The organism is Frigoribacterium sp. Leaf164 (genome assembly GCF_001423665.1).
Taxonomy (GTDB): domain Bacteria; phylum Actinomycetota; class Actinomycetes; order Actinomycetales; family Microbacteriaceae; genus Frigoribacterium; species Frigoribacterium endophyticum.
The window spans coordinates 125,875-148,893 of record NZ_LMOX01000003.1 but is presented as its reverse complement, the minus strand read 5'-3'; the positions used below and the strand labels follow the sequence as shown (position 1 = coordinate 148,893).

The following is a 23,019-nucleotide window of genomic DNA, read 5'->3' as shown; positions in this document are numbered from 1 at the left end:
CGCAGGGGCGACGTGCGATGCCAGGCTGATTGTCATCGGTTGGGGCGGCATTGCGACCAATCAGCTAGACAGTGCCGCGCGGTCCTGCTCTTCATCAACCAGCTCGCAGTCGATGATGTCGTCGATGTCGAAGCGAACTCGCTCGCCGGGGTGCATGTGTACGAACAGGGGCCAGTTGTCGAGATCGCCCTCGAGTTCTCGACCATTGCGGCTAGTCACTCGAACCCACATTCGCTCACCTGGGAGCCGCGCAACTGACCACATCAGCTTTACCAGGTCGCCGGGCTCAACGAGTTCCTTAGATTCGTCGTCCGGTATTTCGAAAGTGTCGGGGGACTGTTGATGGCGTTTGAGCCCCGACTCAAGCTTGGACCGGTGCCACACGTACCTGCCCCAGGTCCAAGAAATTCTGGGCGAGAGCCCAAGCCGGAGTGCCACCTCGAACTGCTGCGCAACCCAGAAGGGGCGCTCCCATCGAGGCACTTCATAGAGTTCTGCCTGCAGCTCCTGTCGGCGATCGATGTCCGGGATGAGGCGGACGATGGCAGCCAAGACCAACCCTGGCGCGAAGCCGAAGAGGAGCACTGCGACACCGAAGGCGCTGAGAGCACCAGGTCCTGTCAGGAGATCCGCAATCATGCGAACACCCCCTTCATCGACGCAAAGCGCGGCTCTGTGTTCACGCGATGAGCTACGGCCCCGAGCTCAATTCTTCCCTCGTCAGTCAAGGTGTAGTAGCGCCGCGCCGGTCGCTTCTGATCTGCAGCTCGCTCCTCCCAATGGTCCTCCAGCCACCCCTCCGCGAGCATGCGATCGAGCTGGGGATAAAGAACGCCTGAGCGGACTCCTGATCGCTTTGTCAGCTGGTACCCCCAGATATATCCATCCCCCTCTTGATTCATCTGAATCATGGCCAGCGCCACCAGGGCAAGCGAATGTGTGACCTTCATAGGTCTAACTCTACCTAAGTCGGTTCCTGTGTCTAGCTATTGCGGGGCTATCGAAATTTCGCAAGAGAGTCCCCACTCAGACACCTTCATGGTCGATTCCTTGAGAGGTCGTGTGCACCGCAGTGGATCTATTTGCGTATCTGTGTGTATTCTTAAGCGAACACTTGCTTATGCAGATGAAAGGCCATTGTGTCCACTCAAGAAGACCTCAGACAGGTTGTCGCTGACCACCGAGCCCTCGCGGATCGACTGGAACGCCTGCTGGAGAAGGGCGACTGGACGGAGAATCTCGATGACGAGTCGTCGTGGCCGGTCTTCGATCCTGAAAAAGATGAGCCGGACGTACGTCCTGACATCAACGGTGATCGAACTCAACGCGACTGGGTCTCGATTTTGTTGTGGTCCAAGCTCGCAGCCCTGAATGCTCGTGAGCACCGAGGAGCGAGCCGAGATGAGTACATTCAGTTTTCTAAGGACGCCGGCTACCGCGACGGGCGCGGTTGGAACGCGTGGAGTGGATACGTTGATCTGGCCGACGGCCGATGGATCGATAACGAGAACGGGCTCAACAGCCTTCGGACTTACTATCGCCGTCAGCGTCGCGCCATCCCGGCTGACATTGCAGCCTGGGCTGACGGCGGTGGATTCGCCCAGTAGAACAACTGCAGAGCGCCACCTCATGTCCCAGAGACTGATCGACGACGTCGGGCCGGCGCCCGGTAGGGGATCGTTCACCGAGATCAGTTTCGGACTGACCTATCGAGACAGCTGGCGCCCCGTAGCTGCGGGGGAGTGGCTAGCGTCCGTCGGTGGTCGGTGATCGATCGTCTAACGGGCGGCTTGTTCGGGAGGTGCTCAGGTGTCTAGCCGAGCCAACGCGACCGTGGATCCCTGCAAGCGGATTTCTACACTCGTGATCTTCAGGCTGGGAATAGCCGTCGACGCAGACAGATCTGCGGCACGCGAGCCAGCTGCGTCCCACGTCGCGACGGTAAGCGTGGTGTTGTCCGTTTGTGTGACCACGAGCTCGTATCGGGAGTTGTCTGGCGCATCCGCGCCGTAGTCGCAGTTCCAATCGAGCCTCGTGCCCCAAGATTTCTCCTCGATCTGCAGACCGGCAGTAAGGGTGGTGGAGTCAGTTCCGGGGTCCATGGGCTGGAACGTCATTTGGGCCGTCGCTGGGCCGACGTCGTTTCTTGCGCCCACGGCGAGCCCCCCGAAGACGGCGGCAGCAACAGCAGCGGCAACTGCGAGAGCCATGACTCCTCGGCGGCGGCGTTGACTCTTGCGGAAGCGGTGGGCCATCAGCGACAACGTTTCTGATGGCGCCTGAGTTTCATCCATACCCAGAGGTGAATGGATGGCAAGGGCCTCTTCCGGCGAGATTCGGCTCAGGATGCCTGGGAGACCCGCAAGTTCCGTCACCGCTTCACGGCAGTTGGCGCAGGTACTGAGGTGCTGCTCGTATTCGCGACGTTCATCGGTGGGGAGCGCTCCGAGGACGTAGGACGCGTCCCAGTCTTGGTAACGGTCCTCGTTAGCTTGAAGATCGGGATGCTCAGTCATCGTGTGACGCCCCTTTCTTGGAGGGCTAGCCTCAGCCCGCGTAACCCGTAGTGGAGCCGCGATTTCGCGGTTCCTTCTGGGATGCCAAGCCGTCTCGAAATTTCAGGAATGCTCTGACCAGCGAAGTACGCATCGATGACGATCTGACGGTGGTGGTCGGAGAGCGACGCCAGCGCGTCCGCAACGATGATGCTGTCCAGGACGGCATCAGTGCGATCGAGAGCAGTGCCTTCTACCTCGCCAAGGGCTGCCACTTCTCGTCGACTCCGGGCAGATCGTGCGTCGTCGATGACGAGGCGCCGAGCGACCGTGAACAGCCACGCTTGAGCCGCATCCTTGTCGAGCTCCAGCACCTTAGGACGCTGCCATGCTCTCAGCATCGTCTCTTGAACGATGTCCTCGGTCAGCGCCGCGTTCCGAGTGAGGCTGTGTGTGTAACGGCGAAGCGCCCCGCCGTGGCACTCGAACAATGTCGACAAAAGCTCGTCACTGGCTCGGGCCATGACCTTCACCGCCTCGCGCCAGTGAAGTCCGGCTAGTGCCTGATCCAGGACCGCCTCTTGTCGTGCCTGTATCGAGCGCACCGAGGAACGCCGATGCGCACCAGTGATCGAACCTCATGCCATCGACCAGGCCAGGACATGGGTTCACCGTCTGAGCGGAAGCAGTCGACGTATTCGCACCCACTGTCTCTGCCTTGATGTCGATGAGCACTGCCTTGTGGCTCCTTTGCTCGGGTGGGGTTGTGGAGCTGCGAGGGCCTGCAACCCGGAGAGTTCTGTCCGGCAGGCACGCGCGCGATCAGGAGGCTGGGGTCGCTGCGCCCTCAGTGGCTGCTTCCATGTTGATCGTGCCGTCCGGCTGGAGGACGTACCAGGCATCCTTCACGCCCTGTCCGTTGACCTGTCCAGGTTCGGTGTCCTTCGCGAACCGGTACACCGGCCAGCCGTCGACGGTCAGCTGGGTTGTCCCGTCCGTGCGGGTGAGGGAACCGATCTCGCCCGTGATGCCTTCTGGGGAGGACGTGTCGGAGGCTTCAACTGCCGGCCAGGTCGTGGCGCATTCGTCGTAGCAGTTGCTGGTGCCCGAGTCCTGCTCGTCCATCTTGAACGTGTAGATCGTGTACCCGGCGTCGTCGGTGATGATCTCGCCCAGGGGAGACGTTGCGGTGCCGAGGACTGCCGCTGCCGCGGTGGTCTCGGCGGGGGCCGGCTCGGTGGAGTCGGTCGTCGTGGATGATTCGGCAGATGTGGTGCACCCGGAGAGAGCGGCCGCCGCCAAAACGGCCGTCGTGAGGGTGATGGTCATTCGCTTGTGCATGATTCCTCCTGCTGGTACGCCGGCCCAGGTAGCCCGCTTACTACGAACACGATGCAGCTCATCCAGAAGTTCATCCGTGGCCGAAAAAGATTGGCGGTCGCAGGCAGCCGTCCTCACTCCCGGCGAAACGGGTGGCAGACGCGAGTGGCAACCCTGCACCGAGGGCACCGCTGTCACACATCATCACTCTGGGCCACTGTTCGCAGCTGCGGCGTCACGCCCTGCTGGACGACGTGACTATCCATGTTCACGACGTGATCTGGTCTCGAAACATCCCCCGGGACCGGATTACGGCGATCTCAGACGTCGGCCAGGTCGAGTACAAGGACGCCCGCGGCTACAGCAGCATGGGCGCCTTGGTCAACTTCCACGGCTCATTGGGCTTGACGGTCGCCAGTGTCGCCGGGCTGGTCCTGTCAGCCGAGCGTGATGGCGACGAGGCCACCGATGCCGACCGCGTAGAGCACGAGCACGACGAACGAGTCCACGCCCATGCCCGCGATGCGTCGTCGCGGCCGAAAGAGCAGGCCGACGGCGTAGACGAGCGTGAGGAGCGCGGCGAGGGCGGTCAGGTAGACGTCGCTGGTGTTCGACTGGGGCAGGATCGCCTGCCCGGAGATGACCGTGGCGACGAGGAAGAGCACGGGCAGGAAGGCGTTGCCGCCGAAGATATCGCTCATGGCCAGGTTGTCGTCGCCCTGCTTGACGGCCTGCAACCCGGTCGAGATCTCGGGCAGGCTCGTCGCCAGGGCCAGGACTGTCGCGCCGAACAGCACACCCGACAAGCCGATCTGCGACGCGGCCGCGTCGCCCGCGCGTTCGAGCACGACGCCGGCGACGAGCGTGGCGAGGGCCGACAGGCCGAAGACGACCGCGGCCTTCTTCGTGCTCATGGTCGTCGGCGACGGGTTCGAGCGCGTCCGGTGTCCGCGCGGTCGCGGCGTCGACGTGTCAGGTGCCGCTCCGGCCTCGTGCCACGGCAGGCCCTTGCCGGCACGCCGGACGAGGAACAGGCCCACGAGCCAGATGACGGCGATGAGGACGACGTCCGGCGTCAGGCGCGCCACTGTGAGCGAGGACGGCAGCTGGGTTCCGGCGATGACGACGGCGAGGACCGCCACCACGACCAGTGCCTCGAGCAGCAGCCCTAGGGAGGCCGCGCGATAGGTGAGGGGGTGGACACCCTTGCCGCGTTTCCCGAGGGCGTCCAGGACGACGAGGACGACCGTCTGAAGGGCGATGCCGCCGAGGATGTTGCCCGCGGCCACCTCGAGCGAGCCCGAGAGGGCGGCGCTGACCGTGATGGCGATCTCGGGCAGGTTGGTCGCCACCGCGAGGACGATGAGTCCGCCGAGCGCGCTACCGAGGTGGAGTCGGGAGTCGAGGACGTCGGTCGTTTTTCGACAGCTGGATGCCGGCGACCCAGATGACGGCGGCGCCGGCGACGAAGATGGCGGCTAACAGCCAGAGGGGAAGGGTGTCCATGCGTGCTATGCAACTCCTCGGGGTGCGCCTCTCGACGCGGGGCGATCGTCGAGACGGATGCCGGCGGCCCCCGGCCGGTCCAGGCGCCTTGCACTCGTCGGCAGCCGTCGCGGGCTGGGAATCGATCAACCGCCTCATCGACCCCAGGCCGATCGCGAATCCCTGGCTGCTGGTCGCCGCTGGGCTCATCGGCTTTGCAGACAACGAACTCGTCGCGATCTACCGCATCCGCGTCGGGCGACGGATCGGATCGGCAGCCCTCGTCGCTGACGGGGTCCACGCCCGCCTGGACGGCTTCACGTCCCTGTCTGTCGTGCTGGGCGCCATCGGGGTCCTCGCCGGGTTCCCGCTCGGGGACCCCATCATCGGCCTGCTCATCGCAGCCTCGATCATGGTCCTGCCCTGGGGGACGGTGAAATCCATCGGCCGACGGCTGATGGACGGCATCGACCCCGACCTCCACAAGCGAGCCGAACACGCCCTGGAACACGCCCTGGGCGTGCGGGGCGTCCACGATCTTTATCTCCGGTGGATCGGGCACCGTCTCACCGGCTCCGCAACCATCGAGGTCGACGCCGAAGACCTCCTGACGGCGTCCCAGACCGCCGACCAGGCCGAGGCGCATCTGCGCGCTGCGCTCGGCAACCTCGACGCGTTCACCGTTACACCGATACCACCGGTGCCGGCTCAGAGGCTCTCATCAGCCGTACGCGGCACGATACCTCCGGGGGGTATCTTTTTTTCGATTCTGATCCTGGAAGAACGACCATGAACCGCACCGCCACCATCTTCATCAGCGCAACTGCGACCATTGCTGCCCTCGCCCTCGCGGGGTGCGCCGAGGCGTCGTCGTCCGCAGGCGACACGTCGTCCGCGTCGTCGTCCCAGGCTGCTGCCTTCAACGATCAAGACGTCATGTTCGCCCAGATGATGCTCCCGCACCACACCCAGGCCGTCGAGATGAGCGACATGCTCCTCGCGAAAGACGGTATCGACGGGGACGTGATCACCCTTGCCGAGACGATCAAGGCCGAGCAGGCCCCGGAGATTGATCAGCTCACGACATGGCTCAAGGCTTGGGGGCAGGACACTGAGGCGTCCATGGATCACTCCATGGACGGCATGATGAGCGACTCCGACATGGACGCCCTCGAGAATGCTGACGGAACCGACGCGGCGCGGCTGTTCCTGGAACAGATGACGACACACCACGAGGGGGCTGTCGAGATGGCGCAGACCGAGATCGAGGGTGGGCAGAACCCGGACGCGGTCCAGCTGGCGACAGCGATCGTCTCCTCTCAGACTGACCAGATCGACACGATGGAAGACCTCCTCGCGGTAATCAAGTAGCCGTCCTCGTCGCAGGCCAGCGTGCCCCAAGACGGTCACCAGAATCTCGGTCTTGGTAATGCAGTCCCGGGATGGCTCGGGGAGCCACAAGCAGCGGAATTTTGGTCGCCACCTGGGGTGGCAGCGATACCGGTCGCCGGCCTCGTGGTCGACGTCGCTCCCGCAGTCCTGCTGGTGAGGATGTGACCCGTGCTGAAAACGTCCGCCTAGCAATCGGTCACCGGTTGAGGCAGCCCCAGGCATCATGAGGGGCATGAGAGCGGGGACAGCGACCTACGGGAAGACCCTCGCTGGTGTCTTGGCTGTTCTCAGCGATGTCGATCCGTATGGTCTCGAGCCTGGTCAGCCGGACGGTGCTCCGTCAGATGAGTGCGAGATGGAGGCGGTCGACCTGGTTCGCATTCTCCTCAGGGCCGATGCCGTCACGATCCTTGATGTCGAGGCGGTGTGGATGCGCTGGTTCTCGGAGTCGCTCGTCCTTCGACTCGGACCGCCCCGAATGGCGCAACTGGTTGATCGCTTGAACGCACTCGTGGACGGTGCCCGATAGGGGATCCCCCACTGGATCACTTGCTGTGGGGCGAGCGCACTCGGAGAGGACGCCGTCGTGGTCGTTCCGTGTCGTCGGTGAGCGTGGGCGGAAACGGTCCCTAACGTCGTAGCGTCTAGGGATGCAGCAGCCCAGGGGCCTCGATCAGCTCGTATCGGAATGGCGGAGCTCCGGACCAGGACGTGCGCGCTTCGTGCCGGGCTTCGACCCATCAGGTGGAGGAGCAGCGGCGACAGTTCTCGTGCTGATGGAATCACCCGGTCCTGCCACGATCAAGCAGGGCGAGGACGCGATCAGCAGTGAGGACAACCCGGGGCCGACGGCGTCTGCGTTCAGGCGAGCACGGATCGAGTCGGGTCTGGGCAGGAACGTCTACCTGCGATGGAACATCGTCCCGTGGGCCCTTGGTCGGGCGCCGACCGTCACCGATCTCGACGAGGCACGCCCTGCCCTGGCTCAGCTGCTCGTTTCTCTGCCGCAGCTGCGGGCGATCGTGACCTTCGGCACTCCGGCCCTGACGGGCGTGATGAGGTACTTCACCCTGGAACCGCGTGCGAGGGTCGTGCCCGTGCTCGCGGCACCCCATCTGTCGCCGGCGAACGCCACCCGCGCCGGCGAGAAGCACCTGCGGGCCGTCACGGCCCTACGGCACGCTTCGCTTCTCTGATCATCTCGGCGAGGAGTCGGGGCTGTGCTGCGACGCGGCGATCACGGCCAGGAGATCCTGCGCCCCGGCGCTCAGACCGGCCGACCACACGGCGCGGAACGGGCGCCTCAGGTCGACGGCTGCCGGGACGGTGACGAGGCGCCCGGCACGGAGGTCGTCCTCGACCAGCAACGAGCTGATGACTCCCGGACCCACACCGCCGGCGATGGCCGCCCGGATGGCGCCCGTCGACGACAACTGCGCAGCGGGTTCTGCCATCAGGGCAGGGTCGATCCCCAGGGCGAGCTCGAGGGTCCGGCGGGTGCCCGAGCCCGACTCCCGAGACACGAGCGGTGTGGATGCGAGATCCGCTGCCGTCACGGGTTCGGACTTCGATGCCCATGCGTGCCTCGGCGAGACGACGACGAGCAGTTCGTCGACACCCAGGACGGTCGTGGCGAGCCCGTCGGCCTCATCAGGGGTCTCCGTGAACCCGAGGTGCGCGCGCCCCGAACGGACCTCGTCGACGACCCAGTCGCTGTTGCCCGATTCCAGGCGTACCCGGACACGATCCGCTGCCGCTGTCATCCAGCGTGGCATCAGCGCCTCTGACACCGTCTGACTCGCCGCGACGAGGAGAGCGTCGGAGGTGCCGGCCATCAGGGTGTGCAGCGATCGTTCGAAGGTGGTCGCCGCCTCGAGCACAGGTCGGCCCCACTCGCACACCAGGAGTCCGTGCTCGGTCAGCGCCGAGCCCGCCCGAGAGCGGACGAGCAACGTACGACCCAGCCGCCGCTCGGCGCCCGTGATGCGAGACGACGCCGCCTGCTGGCTGATGCCCACCGATGTCGCGGCCCGGCCCAGACTGCCCGATCTCGAGATCGCCTCCAGCAGTCGGAGCGTCTCGAGATCAACAGGGAGTCCGGTCACAAGGATCGATTGTGACACCACAAGCATCCGCCCGTATCGGCAGCCGGACGCACGTACGAAGATCGAAGCATGCCTGCCGCGATCACACCGACTGTCGCCCCTCCCCGCACGCACGGTCTGTTCCGCCAGCTCGAGCACCGCGGGCAGATCGTGTCGAACCTGACCCCGAACTGGTTCGCGTCGATCATGGGGACCGGCATCGTCGCCAACGCCGCGGCGACCCTGCCGTTGCAGTTCCCGGGGCTGCGCCCTGCCGCGACCATCGTCTGGGCACTGGCCAGCGTGTTGTTGGTCGCTCTCAGCACAGCGACCGTCATGCACTGGGTGCGTTACCGAGCCACCGCGCGGGGGCATCATCTCAATCCGGTGATGGCGCACTTCTACGGGGCACCGCCCATGGCGCTGCTGACCGTCGGCGCGGGCACCCTGCTCTTGGGCAAAGACGTCCTCGGTACGCCCCTGGCGGTCGGCATCGACTGGGTGTTGTGGACCATCGGTACGGTGCTCGGCCTCGTCAGCGCGATCGCGGTCCCGTACCTGACGTTCACCCGGCACGACACGGCCCCCGACAGTGCGTTCGGCGGCTGGCTCATGCCCGTGGTTCCCCCGATGGTGTCTGCCTCGACCGGTGCGCTGCTGCTGCCCTTCCTGCCCGCGGGGCAGGCCAGGCAGAACATGCTCTGGGGGTGCTACGCGATGTTCGGGTTGTCGTTGCTGGCGTCGATCGTGATCATCACGCTGATCTGGTCACGCCTGGCCCAGCACAAGATCGGCCCGGCCGGCATGGTCCCGACCCTCTGGATCGTCCTCGGCCCCCTGGGGCAGTCGATCACCGCGGCCAACCTGCTCGGTGGCAACGCCCACCTCGCCGTCGACCAGGGAACCTCGCACGCCCTGTTCGTCTTCGGGCTCGTCTACGGTGTGCCCACTCTGGGATTCGCCCTGATGTGGGCGGCACTGGCATCGGCCATCACCCGCCGCACCATCCGCCAGGGGCTCCCGTTCTCACTCACCTGGTGGTCGTTCACCTTCCCCGTCGGCACCTGCGTGACAGGCCTGAACGGTCTGGCCCTGCACACGGGACTCGTCGCGCTGCAGGTACTGGCGGTCGTGTTCTACATCGGGCTCGTCGGGGCCTGGGTCACGGTCGCCGTGCGCACCTTCCACGGCAGCGTCATACGCGGAACGCTCCTCGCGCCTCCCCGTCCCCTGCCCTGACCGCGGACGACGAGGGTGCGTGGGGGAGTGGCTCAGATCGAACAGGCGTCGTTCCAGTCACGGCGATAGGCCTCGGGGTCACTGACGTCGACGATGGCCGAGGCGGCGCCCTTGGGCTCGTCACGCGACCGGTAGCTCTCGAACGCCACCGCACTGCGGTCGTTGCTCGCCGGATCACGCACCCCGGAGGCTTCGACCCACAGAGTCCAGTTCCACCGCGTCCGGACGCCAGGCTGCAACGCGCCTTCGCCGACGACCAACAGCACGTCCGTGCCGGCGGGTGAAGACTCGAAGTCTGCGCCCGTGAATGATCGGACCGACGACGTGAGGCCTCTCGCGCTGATCTCCCGAGCTAACTGACTGCCCATGTCCGAGAGATGCTCGCCAGCATCGCCATCCACAGCCACGATGCCTCCACCGGACGGAAGCTGACTCAGCATCTCGGAAACCAAGTCATGGATGACGGTGTTGCTCATGATGCTTTCTCCTGCTCACTCGTTCGTCGAAACGGAAAAGGGAGTCGGCGGCCGCCGACTGATGCGGCTGCACGAAGCGGTCGCGAACCTGATGCAACCACGAGCATGCGCCGACGCTCAGCCCTGTAGAAGCGCGTGCTTGGAGCGCCCGATAGGGGATCGTTCACCGAGATCAGTTTCGGACTGACCCATCGGGACAGCTGGCGCCCGGTAGCTGCGGGAAGGTGGCTGGCCTCCACCGTTGATCGGTGACCGATCATCTGTAGGACACGCCTACGCGAGTCGAGGGTCCTATCCAGACTGGCTTTTGCTCAACGAATCGACCGCTGCCCTAGGGTCGGGGCATGCCTCTTGCTCTCGTCACCGGAGCCGCGCGTTCGAACAGCATCGCTGCGGGCATCGTCCCTCGGCTCGAAGCCGATGGGTGGGAGGTCGTCACCAGCGACCTCGACACGGGTGATTACCCCTGCGACCTCTCGAGCCCGACCGCCCCGATCGCTCTCATAGAGCAAGTTACGAGCGAGCGCGGAACGATCGGCGGACTCGTTCTCAGCCATGCGCACGGCGTCGAGTCCGGCGTGCTGGACACCACCGCGGAGGCCTTCGACCAGCACGTCGCGGTCAACGCCCGCGCATCGCTGCTCCTGATCGCCGCGTTCGCCCGTCACGTCGACGCCGGCGGTGGAGCTGTCGTCGCGTTCACGAGCGACCACACCACCGGCAACCTGGCCTACGGCGCCTCCAAGGGCGCTCTCGACCGCATCGTCATCTCTGCCGCCCGCGAGCTCGGCCCGAAGGGCATCTCCGCGAACGTCGTGAACCCAGGACCGATCGACACGGGATGGATGGATGACGAAGCACGGGACGCGATGACGACGTACAACCCATCGGGACGGCCAGGGACACCCCGCGATATCGCTGGCATCACTGCGTTCCTGCTGTCGGAGGAAGGACGTTGGATCAGCGGGCAGCTCCTACGTGCCGACGGCGGTTTCTCCGCGCAGTTCTGAATGGTGGCCACACACTAGGGGCGTCTCTTCAGCCGATCGTTCACCTGCGTGTTGACCGAGACCGTGCGGTCGCCGCGGCCCGTCGCTCAGCCGGAGTCCTTCCTTGGGACGGGACCGAGCCCGAGGGCCCGGTGCCTCTCGGTGGCTACGTCCTGGCGGCCCGACACGCGGGCAGGTGCGCCGAGCTCGACGCAGCCGAGTGATGACGTCCCGGGAGGGGATCGCGCTCCAGGCCGTCAGGTCGCGGGCCGGTTGATCGTGTCGCCGTCCCAGGAGAGGTCGGAGTCCTCGTCGACGGGGAAAGCCTCGAAGCGGCCGTCGGTGACGATCGCGTGGATGAGCGCCTGTGAGCTGGCGACGATCGTGGAGTCCCAGTCGATCTCGGTGGCGAGCCCCCAGGCGTGGTCCTCGGGCCAGAGCAGCTGGGGTGACTCGTCCGTCCGGAAGCCGATGTCGACGCCCCAGCCTGGCTCGGCGAGTTCCGTGGTGGTGGTCCGGGCGAGCACGTAGTCGTATCGATCGACGGTCGCAGAGCGGCCGATGAGGTCTTGGCCGCTGCCGCCGACCCAGTACGCCGCGAGGGCGTCGTCGGGTGTCGTGGTCGCGTCGCCGAGCAGTGGTGCGAGGGCGGCGAGCACCTGGGGGTCGAGGTGCCCGACGTCGCTCGTTCCTCCCTGTGGCTCGTCGTGGTCGAGGAGTCGCTCCCACTGCACGAGGGGGTGCATCACCTTCCCGGCGGTGGCCGCGACATCCGCCCAGCGGCGGTGTTCCCAGACGCCGCTGCCGGTGGGGCGTGGATGCAGGATGCGCGCGTAGGCCTCGAAGTCGTACCCGGCGATCGAGCCGACCCGTGCCCAGCCGCCCTGCCGGTACATCCGTCGCCCCAGCCAGGCCGAGCGTTCCACATCGTCGGTGATCTCCATGATCGTGACCCTGCCATGCCGGGGAGGCCGTGACGAGGAGGAAGAGGAGGCTCGCGCTGAGTCGCTGCGGGGAGAGAAGGGCACAACCGTCCCGCTGAAGGATCGACGACGAGACTGACCCGATGTCTCGTCTGGGTGCATCGAGTAGCTGGATAGGGTCTGGACATGCGCGTACTCCCGGATGGCCTCGATCCGTCGGTCGTGACACAGATCGACAGTCGTCTGGCGGGCGTCGCGGCTGACCACGACGTCCGTGTGCCCTGGGCGATCGAGAGCGGCAGTCGAGCGTGGGGTTTCCCGTCGCCGGACAGCGACTACGACTGCCGGTTCATCTACGTTCGTGCGCCGGAGGCCTACCTGTCGCTGTGGCCGGGGCGCGACGTCATCGAGACTCCCCTCGACAGCGTCCTCGACGTGAACGGGTGGGACCTCGCCAAAGCCGTTCGCCTCCTCGTCAAGGGCAACGCCGTCGTGATCGAGTGGCTGCGCTCGCCCATCGTCTACACGGGCGACGAGTCCTTCCGGGACGAGCTCCTCGCCCTGGCCGACGACGTCGTCGAGCGGGCGGCCGTCGGGCGGCACTACCTCCACGTCGCTCACAAACAGCAGGCGGGCAAGCCCACCCTCAAGCGCTTCTTCTACGTCCTCCGGACGACGACTGCGTTGCGGTGGCTGCACGTCCACCCGAACGAGACCGTTCCCCCGATGGACCTGCCGACGCTGCTCGCCGAGGCCGAGGTGTCGAACGACGTCCGTCTCGCGGCTGACACGCTGATCGCCACGAAGGCTCGAACACGGGAGATGGGCACGCAGGCTCCGCCACCGCAGCTCGCGCGGTTCGTCGAGGTGGAGCTGCAGCGTGCCAGCCACTTCGAGACGGATCCCGCCGTGAAGCACCCCGATGAGGTCCGGGCCACGACCGACGCCTACTTCCGGCGGGCCGTCGCCTCGAGCTCCGCCCGCTAGCCGATCGGCCTACGGTGCTGCTGTGGCTCGACGGTCGAGGCTCAGCGCAGCGAGGGCGATGAGTCCGCCGAGGACGGCGCCGATGGTGTTCGTGATCCAGTCGCCGGTGTCGCAGGCGCGTCCGATGGCCGGGACGATCGCCTGGACGAGCTCGATGAGTGCTGACGTGGCAGTGCCGCCCATGACGGCCAGGACGGGGCGCCGGACGAGCAGGCCCGCGAGCAGGACCGGGGGGATGAACAGCAGCACGTTCGCCACCGTCTCGACGGCTCGGAGCCCGAAGTAGGGAAGCCCGACGGTGCAGGTCACGTCTCGGTCGACCCCGCCCTCCGGGTAGAGGGTCAGGCCGGCGAGGATCACGAGGGAGGCGATGAAGAGAGCCCGGAGCAGTCGCGGCCGCGGCACGATCGCGGCCGCGATGAACGGGCCGGTCAGGACTGCGAGGAGCAGGACGGCGACGGGGAGCCACGGCACCTGCACCAGGAGAGTTGAGAGCACTGACTCACCGTAGTGACCCAGGAGCTGCACGATGGGGGCTCGTTGCTCCGGTCCTGGATGTCCCTGATCTCGTAGCCACGTCGAAGGCTCTGGGCGCCGAGCTTCAGGAATCGCTCGGTCGAGACGCGCTGACGACCGGCAAGGCCCGCCGGCACCGCTACCGTTACCCCATGACCGATCGATCGCTCGTGGACCGATGGACGTTCGTCCTCTGCGGCCTGGCCGTCGTGGCCCTCGTCGTCTGCGTGGTCAGCACGGTCAGTGCCGGTGCGCTGGCCCCGGTCTTCTTCTGGTTCGTGCCGGAGGGCACGGAGATCGTCACGACGAAGGAGCAGTACGAGTCGGTGCTCGTCACCCAGCTGGTCGGCAGGATCGCCGCAGCGGGCACCGTCGTCCTGGGCCTCGGCGCTCTCGTCCTGGTCCTGGTGAGTCGTCGAGCTGGTCGCGCTCGCTGATCGACCGACGCCGACGGCTGAGCCCAGTTCGGCCGTGCCGAGCAACAGTCAGGACGCCGTCACGCGGTCGACTCGCCGCCCGGGCCGTTGAGGGTGTCCCCGTCCCAGGAGAGGTCGTCGTCGGGGCCGACGTCGAACGCCTCGAAGCGGCCGTCGAGGACGATGCTGTCGACGAGAGCCCGAGTGCCGCCGACGATCGTCGAGTCCCAGTCGATCTCGGTCGCCAGGACCCAGGCGTGGTCGTCGGGCCACAGCAGCTGGAGGGACGGAGACCTGACGTGGGAGAACCACCCGAGTCCGAGGGAGAACCCCCAGTCGGGGTCGGCGAGCTCGTCGAGGGCCGTGCTGGCCAGGACGTACTTTCGGCCCGGCAAGTCCAGCTGTCTCCGGCTGGTGAGCTCGATCCCTCCGTGCCCGGTCCAGAAGCCGGCGAAGACGTCGTCCGGCGTGCTCGTCGCACTGGCGAGGAGGGGGACGAGCGCCGCGAGGACGACGGGGTCCAGGGAACCGAGGGACGTCCCCGGTGCGTTCGGGTCCTGGTCGCCGAGGAGGCGGCCCCACTGGACGAGGGAGTGCATGGTCCGCCCGGAGGCGGCTGCGACGTCGGACCAGCGCCGAGCCGTCCAGTCGTCGGACGGCGGCACGCCCCACGCCCGACGGTCGTCGACGTGCCCGCTCTCCCGGGGGTGGAGGATCCGGACGTAGGCGTCGGCACCGTGCCCCGCGACGGAGCCCACGCTCGTCCGGCCGTGCACTCGTCCGGCGAGCCAGTTGCCACGCTCCACGTCATCGATCACGTCCACGGGAGCAGCGTGGCAAGGCGCACCAGCGTCCTGCACCACCGTTCGCCCGGCAGGGGGGCCTCGACGGCTGGAGATCCTCCTCGGGGCGGACGACCCGCGGGCGGGCCTCTCCTACGGTGACGGCATGAGCCGTCCGGATCCTCCTGCCGTCGCCGCCTCGGTCGGAACAGGTCTCGTCGTGGCGTACGCCGTGGTGGGTGCCCTCCAGGTCCTCGTCTGGAACCCGCTCGCCGCGGTCCCGCGCCTGTCGCTGCCGGAGATCCACAGCGAGCTCGACCGCGTGGGCCAGTCGTTCTCACCCGCACCGGTGATCGCCTGGGCTGTGCTCGGCGTGGGCGCCGCGGTCGTCGTGGCGGTGTCGACGATCCGCCGCTCGCGCCTCACCCTCGGTCAGGTCGTCCTGGCACAGGCGCTCGTCCTGGTCGGGGGAGCGCCGTCGCTGCTTCTCGTCGCCTTCGCGCCGGGCATGCAGCTCGCCGACGGCTTCGGCATCAGCGGCTACGACCACTCACCGTGGGCTCGCCCGCTGTACCTGACGAGTCTGCTCGCGATGGTGGCAGCGATCGCCGCCGCGGGGCCCGCCGTCACGGCCAGCCGTGCTCGGCCGAGCGAGTGCGGGCGAGTTCTCTGAGCCTCCGCGCATGACCATACGGCGGCGGATCGGCTGACCGACGTGAGGGGCCTCACCTCGTCGAGAAGGTGACCGAGCCGCCGTTGATCGAGGTGACCGTGAGGACGGCCTCGTCGCTGTTCTCGACCCTGAGCCCGACGCTGAGGTAGCCGTCGAAGCGGTCCAGCACCTCCGCGGTCGCCACCATGCCCTGAGTCGTCCGCTGCGTGTCGGTGTCGTTCGTCGAGCACCCGGAGAGGCTCGTCAGCCCGACGACGACCACCCCCAGTGACGCGACGCGGACGCTCATCGGAGCAGCGGTCTTCACACCGTCATGGTCGCAGAGGTCGCAGCGAGAGCGTCCCGCGACGCTGTCCAGGGAGGCGCGGTGTCAGAAGGGCAGGGGAGTCAGCAGCCAGAGGACGAACAGGCACCCGCTGAGCACGAGTCCGACGGTGCCGAGCGTCAGGCCGACAGCGGCGGAGCGCGGCCGGAGGTCGCGGGGCGACGCCAGGTCGTCGCGCGCGACGACGATCGCGGCGACGCCGAGAGCGACCGACGCGACGGCCCAGAGGTCCAGGAGGTCGCTCACCCAGGGCAGCAGCGGTGCGCCGATCAAGGCCGGGGCGTTGCCGGCGGCCACCACGAGCGGGCCGGAGACGCTCAGCCCGCCGAGCGGCAGTGCCCACGACCGTGGGGCCGGCGTTCGTCTCAGTGTCGTCACGACGACGTCTCCTCTCGGCAGCGGACCCGGGAGTCCGCCTGAACTCTCCCAGCGACGAGGGGACGGCGATTCCTCCTGGCGGATGATCTTCGCGTCAGAGGGACTCGAGCACGTCGAGCGCCCGCTGCACGCCGTGCTCCCGACGCATGAGGCGGCCCACCTCGGCGGCCCGCCCCCGACGGGTCAGGGCGTCGCCCATCGCGGGCGCGAGGGCACCGGCCGTCAGTCGGCGCAGCGGGACCGCCGCGGCCGCCACCCCCTGTCGGTGCAGCTGGGCTGCCCAGAACGGCTGGTCGGCCGTGACCGGCACGACCACGGCGGGCACTCCGGCCCGCGCGACGGCGTGGGAGGTGCCGGCCCCGCCGTGGTGCACCGCGAGCACGGCGTGGGGCAGCACGGCGTCGAAGGGCACCGACGGCACCGCCAGCACGTCGGGGCCGCGGTGCTCCGGCGGCAGCGCGAGCCCGCCCCACCCGGTGACGAGCAGCACCCGCAGGCCGTGGGAGCGGGCGGCCGCGACGACCGCCGCGCCGCGGGCCGAGGCGTCGCCCGTCGCCATGGAGCCGAACGAGGCGACGACGACGGGCCCGGCGGCCAGGAAGTCGGTGACGACCGGTCCGCACGACGCGGCTGGCGCCTCCTCGTGCCAGGCCCCCGTCTGGTGCACCTGCTCCGGCCAGTCGTCCGGCCGCGGGAGCAGCACCGGGCTCACGGCCATCAGCGTCGCGCGCGACGGGGAGCGCCAGGACGGGCGCCGCCCGCCCGGCAGCTCGGCGGCGGCGCGCGCCACGTCGCCGTCGAAGAGGCGGGCGGCGGCGCGCGGCACGGCGTAGGTGGACCGGTTGTGGGCGCCGAGGTCGCGGGTGGCGGTGGGTCCGCCGGCGGCGGGGAAGCGCGCGCTGGGGGTGGCCACCGGCGCGAACTCCACGAGCACGCGCGGCACGCCCAGCGCGTCCGCCACCATCGGCGCGGTCAGGACGAGTGGGTGGTGCACCACCACGTCGGGGTCGAACGCGACCGTCTCGCGCACCGCGGCCGCGAGCATGCGCCGCATCGCGGGCCGCACCTCGGCGAGGGCGTGACGCGGGAGGGCCCACGGGGCACGACCGGCGGGGGAGAGCACGCGCCGCGCGTCCAGGCCGAGGGGCACGGTGCTCACTCCCTCGGGCGCGCCCGCGTCGTCGGGCAGGGCCAGCCGGACGTCGTGGCCGCGACTCGTGGCGTGTCGGGCCAGCGCGACGAAGGGCTCGACGTCGCCCCGGGTGCCGGCGGTGAGCAGCATGATGCGCATCCGCCCAGTCTGGGCCCGCGAGCCGTGGGCCCGCAGCGCGGCGGGCGGCGTACGGTCGGTCTCGTGACTGACGGTGCTGAGCGGATGTCGCGCGTCGCGCCGTCGGAGAGGGCTGCGACCGTGCGCCGCCTCGTGCTGATCTCACGCCCGGTGCTGTGGATCAACACCGTCGGGTCGGGTCTCGTCGCCGTGTGGCTCACCGGTGCGCTCTTCGACCTGCGGGCGCTGCCGGTCATCCTGTGGCTCACCCTGCCGTTCAACCTGCTCATCTACGGCGTCAACGACATCTACGACCAGGACACCGACGCGGCCAACCCCCGCAAGGGCTCGATCGAGGGCGCGAGGATCGAGCAGTCCGAGGTGCGGCTCATCGCCTGGGCCGTCGCGGTCACCAACGTGCCCTTCCTCGTCTTGTTCGCCGTCACGCTGCCGCCGCTCGCGATCGCCGCGATCCTGCTGTACGTCGGCGTGTTCGTCTTCTACTCCGCACCGCCGCTGCGCTTCAAGGCGCGGCCCTTCGTCGACTCGCTGAGCAACGCGGCCTACGCGCTGCCGCTCGTCATCGTGCCCGCGGCCCTCTCGGTGACGCCGGTCTGGCCCGCCGCCCTCGGCCTGATGGCCTGGAGCGTGGCCAAGCACGCCTTCGACGCCGTCCAGGACATCGTGGAGGACCGCGACGCCGGCATCACCACGACCGCGGTGCGGCTCGGTGCCCGCGGGACGGCCCTGTGGAGCGGGGCCTGGTGGCTCGTCTCCACGGCGCTCTTCGCCGTGGTGAGCGTGCCGGTGGCTGCCCTGAACCTCCTGATCGCCGGCGTCCTCGTCGGGCGCCTGCTGCGCGACCCGTCGCCGGAGACCGGCCACCGCCTCTACCGGTTGTCGGTGGCCTTCCCGTACATCGCGGGGTCGTTCGCCGGGGTGCTGCTGCTGGTCTCCATCGTGCTGGTGGGCCGGCCGTGAGCCGCGTGGTCGTCGTCGGCGGCGGGATCGGCGGGCTCACCGCGGCCGCGCTGCTCGCCCACGCGGGGCACCGCGTCACCCTGCTCGAGGCCTCGGCCGAGCTCGGCGGCAAGAGCCGTCGCATCCAGCTGGGGGAGGACCGCATCGACACCGGCCCGTCGCTGGTGACCTTCCCCGCCGTGTGGGACGAGCTGCTGCGGCGGCTCGGCGACGGCGGGCGTGCTCCCGACAGTGCTCGTGACGACGGGCACCTCGACCTCGTGCGCATGCCCGAGGTGGGGCGCTACTACTACGACGGCGAGGAGACCTCGTTGCCGGTCGCGCCGGGGCACCCCTGGTACCCCGCCTGGCGACGCTTCTCGGACCTGCACGCGCCCCTCGCCGACGACGTGACCGAGCTGCTGCTCTCCGACCCGCTCGACCGGGCTGCCCTGCCGGCCCTGCGCCGGCTGCTGGCCGTCTACGGCTCGCGCCTCACCACCCGCGCCTACCTCGACGGCCTGCCGTGGCTGCCGGACGGGCTGCGCGAGATCATCGCGATCCACACCCTCAACGCGGGCGTCTCGCCCTCGCGCACCCCCGCCCTGTACGCGAGCATGCCGGCGATCATGGCCGAGACCGGGGCCTGGGTGCCGCGAGGCGGCGTCTACGAGGTCGTCCTGGCGCTGGGCCGGCTGGCGGAGGCGGCCGGGGTCGAGGTGCGCACCGGCGAGGCCGTCACCCGCATCGAGCGCGGATCCGTCACCACCGAGCTCGGGCACCACGCGGCAGACCTCGTCGTCAGTGCCCTGGACGCCGACAGGCTCGCGACGCTGACCGGCCCGTCCCGCCTGCCGACGCTGCCCCGTCTGCGCCCCCGTGCCCTCTCCTGCTCCGCCGTCGCGGTGTACGGCGTGCTGCGGGAGGAGCTGCCGGCGGACTTCCCGACGCACGGCGTGGTGCTGCCGACGAAGCCCGCGGCGCTCCACCGCAGCCTCGAGGCGGGCGACGAGCCCGCCGACACCATGGTGTTCGTCAACCAGTACCGCGCCGGTGAGGTCTACCCGAACCCGCGCAGCACCGTCGGCATCCTGCTCACCGCGCCCGCCGACGGCGGTCGCTACACGGCCGAGCACCCCTTCGTGCGGCGCGAGGTCGACCGGGTCTCCGCGGCGATGGGGCTCCACGGGCCCCTCACCGACCTCCTCGACGAGCAGCTGGTGCTCGACCCGCAGTACTACGGCGCAGGCGGCGAGCCGCACGGCGCGCTCTACGGAGCCGCGCGCCCGCCGTGGCTGAGCGGTCCGTTCCACCGCCCGTCGTACAACGACCCGTGGCGGCCCTGGCTGTGGCGGGTCGGCGCGTCGGTGCACCCCGGCGGCGGCATCCCCGCCGTGGTGGGCGGAGCGATGATCGCGGTGACCCGGCTGCTGAGGTCGACCCCGGCCTGACCTGGCCCGGTGGACGGTTCAGAGGTCCCGCGCGAAGCAGACGGACTCGGGTGATCCGACGTAGGGACCGAACAGGGGGATGCGCGAGTATCCCTCTCGCTCGTAGAAGCGGATCGCGTCCGGCTGGAGCGTGCCCGTCTCGAGTGCGACCTGTCGCGTGCCCAGCTCGCGCGCGGCGTCCTCGAGGGCCCGCAAGAGCCCGGAGGCCACCCCCGACCCCCGCGCGTCGGGCACGACGTACATCCGTTTCACCTCGACGGTGGCTGGTCCCACCACCGTGTCGGCCAGGGGCCGCAGCCCACCGCAGGCGATCGGGCGACCGTCGTCCGCCCGCGCGACGAGGAACACCGGGACGTCGGTCGCCGACGGCGGCGTGCCGGGTTCGTGGTCGTCGCTGCCGTAGCGGGCGTCGAGCTCGACCCGCTGGGCTCGACGGAGTCCTTCGGCGTCCGGGTGGTCGAAGGGTGTCCGCGTGATGGTCCAGCCCATGGTCGTCCTTCCGTGACGGTCGAGGAGGTGTCCATCCTCGCAGCCGGAGACCCTCGTCCCTCGTCCGCGGCGGCTCGATCGCGGACGGGGAGCACTCCACCTGGAGGTCCCCGCCGCCCCCACAGGAGGGCGGCGGGGACGTCCGCGGGTCAGCTCGTGGCGCGTCGGCGGAGGCGCACGACGGTCAGGACGGTGCCGGCGGCGAGGAGGCCGGCGGCGAGCGCGACGAGACCCTGGGCGGGCTCGCTGCCCGTGTACGCGAGGCTGCCAGTGCTGGAGATGGGCGCCGCACCGGACCCGGCAGGGACGACGACCGCGGTGCTGCGCACCTCGACCGGGAACGAGAGCGTGAAACCAGCGAGCGAAGCGCTCATGACGCGCGTTCCCGCTCCGTGGACCGTGAAGCCCTGGTACCCGGTGTCCAGGACGACTGCCTCGTCGCCTGGGCCGCTGCTCCTGTAGACGGGCTCGTCCGAGCCCTCGGGGAGGGCCTCGCGCGGCACGGCGTTCCCGAACTCGTCTCCGGCGTAGGCGGCGAGCACGACGCTCTGTCCGTCGTCGACGCTCACGGCGAGGACGTCGTCGTCGGGGGACGAGCCGACGGCTCCGGCGAAGGCCCAGGGGCCCGTGGCGGAGGTGGTGTACACCGTCGCGAAGATGCTCGCGGGCGCTGCGGCCTGCACCTCGAGGTCGACGACGAGGAGCTCTCCGATGCCGACCATGTTCAGGGTCGAGACGCCGAACGAGTACGAGCCGGCGTAGGTGCTTGTCCCGGAGATCGTGAGGGCGCCAGGGGTCTCGGTGACGGTCGCTCCGGCGGGGAGCGTAGAGACCAGGGTGCGAGGGTCAGCGACGCTGACGACCATGGGCGTAGGGTCCCCGGCGGCCTTCCACGTGAAGGAGTAGGGCTCGCCGGCGACGACCGTGAGGTCGGTGCCCGGCTGAGCGGTGAACGTGGGGGCGACGCCAGCCGCGACGCGCCGGTCGCTCACGACGGTGGCCGGTTCGTCGTCCGGCTCGGGCCCGGTGCCGGTGACGGCCACCTCGACGACGCGGCCCATGTCGGCGCCCACCAGGACGTAGGTCTCACCGACGGCGCCGTCGATGTCAGCACCGTCGCGGGTCCACTGGTAGGTGAACGTGGTGCCGGCGGGCCAGCCGTCCGTGACGGCGCGCTGGGTGTCGGAGAGCCGAGTCTCCCCGGAGACGGTCACCGTGCCGGGCTCGGTGGCCGCCGCGGTGCCCACCTCCCCGCCCGTGTCGGCCTCGGTCCCGGTCCCGGTCCCGGTCCCGGTCCCGGTCTCGTCGGTGGGGGCCGGGGCCGTCGTGCCCTCGTCCGTCCCGGGTCCCGGCTCGGACGCCTCGTCCGCAGCAGGGACCTCGGCCTCGGCCTCGGTCGCGGAGGTCTCCGTGGGCCCTGCCTCGACTGCCGGCCCCACAGGTGCCGACCCCACCGACGGGGGTCCGGCCGAGGGGCCTCCCGCGTCGGCGTCGGGCGCCTCCGCCGGGTCGCTCGCCACGCTCTCGTCGGCGGTCGCCGCGGCGGCGGTGGAGGTCGCAGCGGGTGCGGCGGAGGCCGTCGGCGCCGACAACGCCGTCCCGCCCAGCGTCACGGCGATCACGGACGGCAGAACCAGTGCGGTGAGCACGGATCTCTTCATGTTCTTCCCCTCGGAGATGTTGTCGGGGCGGCTTCTCCGCTCACCCCGCGAGCCGGGGTGACCATGTCGTCGTGAGCCCGTGAACCCCACCGTAGGAGGCACACCGGGTCCGAGTGCACGCCGTTGCCCGTTCGTTGTCGAAGGTCATCCGCACGCATGAGGAAAGATCATCACAAGGTCGTGTCACCTTCGACGCCCACAGGACAGGGCACTCGTCGGCACGGGCCCCGTGCCCCGCCCCGATCGCCGTCGCCGGCGGCTGCTCGCCGGCAGACCGCTCGTCCTAGCTGCCGGCGAACTGGGCGTCGGTGACGTGCTCGAGCCACGTGGTGGTGGCGGAGGGGTCGTCGCCGTTCTCGAGCATGGCGAGGTGCTCCATGAAGACCCCGGGGGCGGCGGCGTGGAAGTGCTCCTGGCCGGGCGGGGTGTAGATCGTCTGCCCGGGGTGGACGTCGATGACGTGCCCGTCGCGGGTGCCGAAGCGGCCGACGCCGGCGGTGACGCGGAGGTACTGGCCCTTCTCGTGCGAGTGCCAGGCGGTGCGGGCGCCGGGTGCGAACCGCACGGTGGCGACGACCATGTGCTGGCCGTCCTCGTGCGGCATCGCGATCGGGTCGAGCCAGACGTCGCCGGCGAACTGCTCGGGCGGGTTCTTGGTCGTGGGGGCGACGGGTTCGATGTTCATGCTGACTCCTGGTCGTCGGTGGT

The 23,019-nt window shown here is 69.0% G+C and carries 28 protein-coding genes; 11 read left to right on the top strand and 17 right to left on the bottom strand.

The window, feature by feature from the left end; translation table 11 throughout:
- Positions 1-60: 60 nt before the first annotated feature.
- Both ASF82_RS16120 and ASF82_RS08745 read right to left on the bottom strand, forming a co-directional pair.
- On the bottom strand, positions 61-639 hold the full coding sequence (locus ASF82_RS16120; RefSeq protein ID WP_235491240.1) for a DUF2314 domain-containing protein: 579 nt from the start codon (positions 637-639) through the stop codon (positions 61-63).
- A complete protein-coding gene (locus tag ASF82_RS08745) occupies positions 636-950 on the bottom strand; it encodes a PadR family transcriptional regulator (protein ID WP_056056408.1) in 315 nt (104 codons plus the stop codon). Before ASF82_RS08745 ends, ASF82_RS16120 begins: the two co-directional genes overlap by 4 nt.
- Positions 951-1,139: 189 nt before the next feature.
- On the opposite strand from ASF82_RS08745, the gene ASF82_RS15545 reads away from it, so the two are divergent.
- Positions 1,140-1,607, top strand: a complete 468-nt coding sequence (locus ASF82_RS15545; protein WP_156370030.1) for a hypothetical protein — start codon at positions 1,140-1,142, stop codon at positions 1,605-1,607.
- A gap of 198 nt (positions 1,608-1,805) precedes the next feature.
- Here ASF82_RS15545 and ASF82_RS15245 read toward each other — a convergent pair whose 3' ends face one another.
- The 4 genes from ASF82_RS15245 to ASF82_RS08720 form a co-directional block, all read right to left on the bottom strand.
- Positions 1,806-2,516, bottom strand: a complete 711-nt coding sequence (locus tag ASF82_RS15245; protein ID WP_082452595.1) for a zf-HC2 domain-containing protein — start codon at positions 2,514-2,516, stop codon at positions 1,806-1,808.
- A complete protein-coding gene (locus ASF82_RS08730) occupies positions 2,513-3,019 on the bottom strand; it encodes a sigma-70 family RNA polymerase sigma factor (RefSeq protein ID WP_055801561.1) in 507 nt (168 codons plus the stop codon). Before ASF82_RS08730 ends, ASF82_RS15245 begins: the two co-directional genes overlap by 4 nt.
- 298 nt (positions 3,020-3,317) lie before the next feature.
- Positions 3,318-3,824, bottom strand: coding sequence for a hypothetical protein (locus ASF82_RS08725; protein WP_158612599.1), 507 nt, complete (start codon positions 3,822-3,824; stop codon positions 3,318-3,320).
- A 428-nt stretch (positions 3,825-4,252) separates the two neighbouring features.
- On the bottom strand, positions 4,253-5,179 hold the full coding sequence (locus ASF82_RS08720) for a sodium:calcium antiporter (protein WP_223269510.1): 927 nt from the start codon (positions 5,177-5,179) through the stop codon (positions 4,253-4,255).
- A gap of 149 nt (positions 5,180-5,328) precedes the next feature.
- On the opposite strand from ASF82_RS08720, the gene ASF82_RS08715 reads away from it, so the two are divergent.
- The 3 genes from ASF82_RS08715 to ASF82_RS08705 all read left to right on the top strand — a co-directional run bounded on the left by ASF82_RS08715 (position 5,329) and on the right by ASF82_RS08705 (position 7,888).
- Entirely contained in the window at positions 5,329-6,093 is a 765-nt protein-coding gene (locus ASF82_RS08715) for a cation diffusion facilitator family transporter (RefSeq protein WP_369814268.1), read from the top strand.
- Positions 6,090-6,671, top strand: a complete 582-nt coding sequence (locus tag ASF82_RS08710) for a DUF305 domain-containing protein (protein WP_055801328.1) — start codon at positions 6,090-6,092, stop codon at positions 6,669-6,671. Before ASF82_RS08715 ends, ASF82_RS08710 begins: the two co-directional genes overlap by 4 nt.
- Before the next feature lie 671 nt (positions 6,672-7,342).
- A complete protein-coding gene (locus tag ASF82_RS08705) occupies positions 7,343-7,888 on the top strand; it encodes a uracil-DNA glycosylase (protein WP_043594580.1) in 546 nt (181 codons plus the stop codon).
- On the opposite strand, the gene ASF82_RS08700 is transcribed toward ASF82_RS08705, so the two are convergent.
- Entirely contained in the window at positions 7,889-8,815 is a 927-nt protein-coding gene (locus ASF82_RS08700; protein WP_162240270.1) for a LysR family transcriptional regulator, read from the bottom strand. It lies immediately after the preceding gene.
- A 51-nt stretch (positions 8,816-8,866) separates the two neighbouring features.
- Between ASF82_RS08700 and ASF82_RS08695 the strand changes: the two genes are divergently transcribed.
- Entirely contained in the window at positions 8,867-10,015 is a 1,149-nt protein-coding gene (locus tag ASF82_RS08695; protein ID WP_056056400.1) for a TDT family transporter, read from the top strand.
- A gap of 32 nt (positions 10,016-10,047) precedes the next feature.
- Here ASF82_RS08695 and ASF82_RS08690 read toward each other — a convergent pair whose 3' ends face one another.
- Positions 10,048-10,491, bottom strand: coding sequence for a hypothetical protein (locus tag ASF82_RS08690; protein ID WP_054145818.1), 444 nt, complete (start codon positions 10,489-10,491; stop codon positions 10,048-10,050).
- Between the two features lie 344 nt (positions 10,492-10,835).
- Between ASF82_RS08690 and ASF82_RS08685 the strand changes: the two genes are divergently transcribed.
- Positions 10,836-11,501: an SDR family oxidoreductase gene (locus ASF82_RS08685; RefSeq protein WP_056056398.1), complete on the top strand. Its 666-nt coding sequence runs from the start codon at positions 10,836-10,838 to the stop codon at positions 11,499-11,501.
- Between the two features lie 236 nt (positions 11,502-11,737).
- On the opposite strand, the gene ASF82_RS08680 is transcribed toward ASF82_RS08685, so the two are convergent.
- On the bottom strand, positions 11,738-12,424 hold the full coding sequence (locus ASF82_RS08680; RefSeq protein ID WP_156370028.1) for a hypothetical protein: 687 nt from the start codon (positions 12,422-12,424) through the stop codon (positions 11,738-11,740).
- Between the two features lie 165 nt (positions 12,425-12,589).
- On the opposite strand from ASF82_RS08680, the gene ASF82_RS08675 reads away from it, so the two are divergent.
- A complete protein-coding gene (locus ASF82_RS08675) occupies positions 12,590-13,390 on the top strand; it encodes a nucleotidyltransferase domain-containing protein (protein ID WP_156370026.1) in 801 nt (266 codons plus the stop codon).
- A gap of 9 nt (positions 13,391-13,399) precedes the next feature.
- Here the strand turns inward: ASF82_RS08675 and ASF82_RS08670 are convergent, their stop codons facing one another.
- Complete coding sequence (locus ASF82_RS08670; RefSeq protein ID WP_156370024.1) at positions 13,400-13,888, bottom strand: VanZ family protein; 489 nt, start codon at positions 13,886-13,888, stop codon at positions 13,400-13,402.
- Positions 13,889-14,058: 170 nt separating this feature from the next.
- On the opposite strand from ASF82_RS08670, the gene ASF82_RS08665 reads away from it, so the two are divergent.
- Complete coding sequence (locus ASF82_RS08665) at positions 14,059-14,343, top strand: hypothetical protein (RefSeq protein ID WP_056056389.1); 285 nt, start codon at positions 14,059-14,061, stop codon at positions 14,341-14,343.
- A gap of 59 nt (positions 14,344-14,402) precedes the next feature.
- Here ASF82_RS08665 and ASF82_RS08660 read toward each other — a convergent pair whose 3' ends face one another.
- Entirely contained in the window at positions 14,403-15,146 is a 744-nt protein-coding gene (locus ASF82_RS08660) for a hypothetical protein (protein ID WP_056056387.1), read from the bottom strand.
- Between the two features lie 124 nt (positions 15,147-15,270).
- Between ASF82_RS08660 and ASF82_RS08655 the strand changes: the two genes are divergently transcribed.
- The gene (locus ASF82_RS08655; RefSeq protein ID WP_156370022.1) at positions 15,271-15,777 is read left to right on the top strand and encodes a hypothetical protein; all 507 of its coding nucleotides are present in this window, start codon (positions 15,271-15,273) and stop codon (positions 15,775-15,777) included.
- Positions 15,778-15,829: 52 nt separating this feature from the next.
- Here the strand turns inward: ASF82_RS08655 and ASF82_RS08650 are convergent, their stop codons facing one another.
- The 3 genes from ASF82_RS08650 to ASF82_RS08640 form a co-directional block, all read right to left on the bottom strand.
- A complete protein-coding gene (locus ASF82_RS08650) occupies positions 15,830-16,084 on the bottom strand; it encodes a hypothetical protein (protein WP_156370020.1) in 255 nt (84 codons plus the stop codon).
- 63 nt (positions 16,085-16,147) lie between these two features.
- Positions 16,148-16,480: a hypothetical protein gene (locus ASF82_RS08645; protein ID WP_156370018.1), complete on the bottom strand. Its 333-nt coding sequence runs from the start codon at positions 16,478-16,480 to the stop codon at positions 16,148-16,150.
- A gap of 94 nt (positions 16,481-16,574) precedes the next feature.
- Positions 16,575-17,771, bottom strand: a complete 1,197-nt coding sequence (locus ASF82_RS08640; protein WP_056056374.1) for a glycosyltransferase — start codon at positions 17,769-17,771, stop codon at positions 16,575-16,577.
- 63 nt (positions 17,772-17,834) lie between these two features.
- Between ASF82_RS08640 and ASF82_RS08635 the strand changes: the two genes are divergently transcribed.
- Both ASF82_RS08635 and ASF82_RS08630 read left to right on the top strand, forming a co-directional pair.
- The gene (locus ASF82_RS08635) at positions 17,835-18,731 is read left to right on the top strand and encodes a UbiA family prenyltransferase (protein ID WP_235491239.1); all 897 of its coding nucleotides are present in this window, start codon (positions 17,835-17,837) and stop codon (positions 18,729-18,731) included.
- Complete coding sequence (locus tag ASF82_RS08630) at positions 18,728-20,161, top strand: NAD(P)/FAD-dependent oxidoreductase (protein ID WP_056056369.1); 1,434 nt, start codon at positions 18,728-18,730, stop codon at positions 20,159-20,161. Before ASF82_RS08635 ends, ASF82_RS08630 begins: the two co-directional genes overlap by 4 nt.
- Before the next feature lie 18 nt (positions 20,162-20,179).
- Here ASF82_RS08630 and ASF82_RS08625 read toward each other — a convergent pair whose 3' ends face one another.
- The 3 genes from ASF82_RS08625 to ASF82_RS08610 all read right to left on the bottom strand — a co-directional run bounded on the left by ASF82_RS08625 (position 20,180) and on the right by ASF82_RS08610 (position 22,996).
- Complete coding sequence (locus ASF82_RS08625; protein ID WP_056056367.1) at positions 20,180-20,650, bottom strand: GNAT family N-acetyltransferase; 471 nt, start codon at positions 20,648-20,650, stop codon at positions 20,180-20,182.
- A 149-nt stretch (positions 20,651-20,799) separates the two neighbouring features.
- Positions 20,800-22,311: a hypothetical protein gene (locus ASF82_RS08620; RefSeq protein WP_156370016.1), complete on the bottom strand. Its 1,512-nt coding sequence runs from the start codon at positions 22,309-22,311 to the stop codon at positions 20,800-20,802.
- A gap of 283 nt (positions 22,312-22,594) precedes the next feature.
- The gene (locus ASF82_RS08610; protein ID WP_056056361.1) at positions 22,595-22,996 is read right to left on the bottom strand and encodes a cupin domain-containing protein; all 402 of its coding nucleotides are present in this window, start codon (positions 22,994-22,996) and stop codon (positions 22,595-22,597) included.
- Between the last annotated feature and the right edge of the window lie 23 nt (positions 22,997-23,019).

What these genes read in the sequence shown, in the direction of transcription:
- ASF82_RS08680 (WP_156370028.1), bottom strand. Translation starts at nt 12,424, where the DNA reads ATGGAGATCACCGACGATGTGGAACGCTCGGCCTGGCTGGGGCGACGG.
- ASF82_RS08620 (WP_156370016.1), bottom strand. Translation starts at nt 22,311, where the DNA reads ATGAAGAGATCCGTGCTCACCGCACTGGTTCTGCCGTCCGTGATCGCC.
- ASF82_RS16120 (WP_235491240.1), bottom strand. Translation starts at nt 639, where the DNA reads ATGATTGCGGATCTCCTGACAGGACCTGGTGCTCTCAGCGCCTTCGGT.
- ASF82_RS08685 (WP_056056398.1), top strand. Translation starts at nt 10,836, where the DNA reads ATGCCTCTTGCTCTCGTCACCGGAGCCGCGCGTTCGAACAGCATCGCT.
- ASF82_RS08690 (WP_054145818.1), bottom strand. Translation starts at nt 10,491, where the DNA reads ATGAGCAACACCGTCATCCATGACTTGGTTTCCGAGATGCTGAGTCAG.
- ASF82_RS08610 (WP_056056361.1), bottom strand. Translation starts at nt 22,996, where the DNA reads ATGAACATCGAACCCGTCGCCCCCACGACCAAGAACCCGCCCGAGCAG.
- ASF82_RS08655 (WP_156370022.1), top strand. Translation starts at nt 15,271, where the DNA reads ATGAGCCGTCCGGATCCTCCTGCCGTCGCCGCCTCGGTCGGAACAGGT.
- ASF82_RS08710 (WP_055801328.1), top strand. Translation starts at nt 6,090, where the DNA reads ATGAACCGCACCGCCACCATCTTCATCAGCGCAACTGCGACCATTGCT.
- ASF82_RS08640 (WP_056056374.1), bottom strand. Translation starts at nt 17,771, where the DNA reads ATGCGCATCATGCTGCTCACCGCCGGCACCCGGGGCGACGTCGAGCCC.
- ASF82_RS08675 (WP_156370026.1), top strand. Translation starts at nt 12,590, where the DNA reads ATGCGCGTACTCCCGGATGGCCTCGATCCGTCGGTCGTGACACAGATC.
- ASF82_RS08745 (WP_056056408.1), bottom strand. Translation starts at nt 950, where the DNA reads ATGAAGGTCACACATTCGCTTGCCCTGGTGGCGCTGGCCATGATTCAG.
- ASF82_RS08730 (WP_055801561.1), bottom strand. Translation starts at nt 3,019, where the DNA reads ATGGCCCGAGCCAGTGACGAGCTTTTGTCGACATTGTTCGAGTGCCAC.
- ASF82_RS08625 (WP_056056367.1), bottom strand. Translation starts at nt 20,650, where the DNA reads ATGGGCTGGACCATCACGCGGACACCCTTCGACCACCCGGACGCCGAA.
- ASF82_RS08705 (WP_043594580.1), top strand. Translation starts at nt 7,343, where the DNA reads ATGCAGCAGCCCAGGGGCCTCGATCAGCTCGTATCGGAATGGCGGAGC.
- ASF82_RS08715 (WP_369814268.1), top strand. Translation starts at nt 5,329, where the DNA reads ATGCAACTCCTCGGGGTGCGCCTCTCGACGCGGGGCGATCGTCGAGAC.
- ASF82_RS15245 (WP_082452595.1), bottom strand. Translation starts at nt 2,516, where the DNA reads ATGACTGAGCATCCCGATCTTCAAGCTAACGAGGACCGTTACCAAGAC.
- ASF82_RS08695 (WP_056056400.1), top strand. Translation starts at nt 8,867, where the DNA reads ATGCCTGCCGCGATCACACCGACTGTCGCCCCTCCCCGCACGCACGGT.
- ASF82_RS08725 (WP_158612599.1), bottom strand. Translation starts at nt 3,824, where the DNA reads ATGACCATCACCCTCACGACGGCCGTTTTGGCGGCGGCCGCTCTCTCC.
- ASF82_RS08665 (WP_056056389.1), top strand. Translation starts at nt 14,059, where the DNA reads ATGACCGATCGATCGCTCGTGGACCGATGGACGTTCGTCCTCTGCGGC.